The sequence below is a fragment of the Moorena sp. SIO2C4 genome, assembly GCF_010672485.1.
In the GTDB taxonomy this organism is placed as follows: Bacteria; Cyanobacteriota; Cyanobacteriia; order Cyanobacteriales; family Coleofasciculaceae; genus Moorena; species Moorena producens.
In genome coordinates this window covers 1-2,214 of sequence record NZ_JAAHGN010001169.1, presented here as the reverse complement: position 1 = coordinate 2,214, position 2,214 = coordinate 1, and the positions used below count along the sequence as shown (strand labels likewise).

The following is a 2,214-nucleotide window of genomic DNA, read 5'->3' as shown; positions in this document are numbered from 1 at the left end:
CACGGCAGTCGCTCATGGGGGAGACCACGGCAGTCGCTCATGGGGGAAACCCCCAAGACCGCGCTGCCTCCCCAAGACCGCGCTGCATCGCTTTCTTCCCAGTATCGAGATCAAATACCCCACTCGCATCAGCCCTAGACCTTGCCAACACAGTGAGTTGGCAAGACCCTCCTAGCTCATATGGTTAAGTCAAGCAAAATTCGACAGTTTTAAACACACACTACATCAGACCCTTGATTGACAATGGTCTGTCAAGTTAAAAACTTTGGCTGGCGTACGCTATAACTGACTACTCTCTCACACCCTCAACTTAGCGATTCACCGCTAAGAGTCAGTAGCGTCACCCCTACCCTTGTTTTCCCAACCTTGATTAATTATGTCAAGGGCAGCCATTAGTAATCAAGGGTATAGTCATTTGCGAGCTTTTTACATCTGTCTTAGGAAAGATTACCCTAATTTGGATGGACTACCAACAGATTTCCCTTGAATTTTCCAATAATTTTTCCATACACTGATGAAAGGGAGCAGGGAGCAGGGAGCAGGGAGCGGGGAGCAGAAATATGCAGAAATATGCAGAAATATGTCTTAAGCGTTACTTCGACTGCTATATAGGAACGATAGCATCAAGCTTCATGCTTGATATAGCGCTACGGGCAATGGCATTGGCAAGAGCCAAGAGGCAAAAGTAAACTTAGTCATAGCTTACTTCTGACTTCTGACTTCTGACTTCTAACTTGCGCGTAGCGCTATATTAGTTAGGTGCGGTACTACTCCCATCCAGAAACTTAACAGTGACCTGGTCACCTACTTTCAGACCCAGTTCAGCCGCACGTCCGCCACGGAGTTCAATCACTTGGTCAATAATTTCCTTTCCTGGACCATAGGTAGGACATTTATCGGTTTGGCAGGGGGGGACAGATTTTGCGATCGCTTTTACTTCCCCATTTCTTAGAAACACCATATCCAGATAGATTTTAACATTCTTCATCCAAAAGCTGACACGCCGTGGTGGGTCGAAGCCAAATAACATCCCCCGATCCGGTGCTAGAGATAGGCGATACATCAAACCCATTGCCTGTTGCTCAGGGGTCTGTGCCACTTCCAGCCCAATCCGCTCACCTGCGATGTCAGCCTCAGCAGAAATTGGTAACATTTGACCTAATTTGCTTGGTGATTGTGAAACTGATGGGGCTGTTGCTGGTGGTTGACCAGATTTCACAGAGGTACTATTTATAGTGTCTTCTGAAACTGACCCTGCTGAACAGCCCATCAGTAAAATACTTAGTGCTATTGCACATAGAGTGATTTGAAACTTCATACCCACAACCCTAAGCCTCCCGCAACACATAACCAACACCACGCACCGTCTGGATTAATCGCCTTTCACCTTCATCTTCAATCTTGATACGTAAATAGCGAATATAGACTTCAATCACATTGGACTCTCCCATAAAGTCATAACCCCAAACATTTTCCAAAATTTGTTCGCGAGTTAATACTTCTCTGGGATGGCTGATCAAATACTTGAGCAGTTCAAACTCTTTCATGGTCAAATCAATCACCCGTCCGTTGCGCATTGCTCTACGCTGGCTTAGGTCTAAGGTTAGTTCTCCAAACCTGAGCTGCTCAGAGCCTCCTGTTTTTGGCTCTAGATAAAGGCGCACCATTTTCACAAATGGCTCGCTACGATAGGGTTTCAGAAAATAATCATCAGCTCCTGCTTCTATACAAGCCACTCGATCCTCTACTCGGTCATGGGCCATCAGCATGATTACAGGTACGCGAGAGCCTTCACGTCTGAGCTGATCGCATAATCTCAGCCCTGATTCTCCTGAAAGTGCTCTATCCACAACCACCATTCCTGGCTGGAGTTCACTGGCTTGATGGCAAGCAACGGAGGCATCAAGGGCAATGACTGTATGATAACCTGCTTCTTTCAAGTCCTGACTCAGCCGTTCCGCCAATATTTGATCGTTTTCTACAACTAAGACACAGGGATTCCTTTCCAGGGTCAGATTTGGCATAGATAATGCTTGTCAGCACAAGCTGGATATAACTATGGTGAATACCAACCCTGTTTTAGCATGCTCTAATTAAATACTGCTGAGTGTTGAGTGAGTAATGGGTAATAGGTAATGGGTAATGGGTAATGGGTAATGGGTAATGGGTAATAGGTAATGGGTAAGCTATCAGCTATCAGCTATCAGCTATCAA

General features: G+C 45.8%; 3 protein-coding genes. 1 reads left to right on the top strand and 2 read right to left on the bottom strand.

Translation table 11 applies throughout. The features are described 5' to 3' along the window. Positions 1–188: hypothetical protein (locus F6K20_RS35165; protein ID WP_287297907.1), on the top strand; the 188-nt coding region annotated here is incomplete at its 5' end. 563 nt (positions 189–751) lie between these two features. Here the strand turns inward: F6K20_RS35165 and F6K20_RS35160 are convergent. Together F6K20_RS35160 and nblR are read right to left on the bottom strand one after the other, a co-directional pair. Then, positions 752–1,318, bottom strand: coding sequence for a DUF192 domain-containing protein (locus F6K20_RS35160; protein WP_287297906.1), 567 nt, complete (start codon positions 1,316–1,318; stop codon positions 752–754). 10 nt (positions 1,319–1,328) lie between these two features. Next, positions 1,329–2,024, bottom strand: coding sequence for a response regulator transcription factor NblR (gene nblR / locus F6K20_RS35155; RefSeq protein ID WP_287297904.1), 696 nt, complete (start codon positions 2,022–2,024; stop codon positions 1,329–1,331). Positions 2,025–2,214 lie beyond the last annotated feature (190 nt).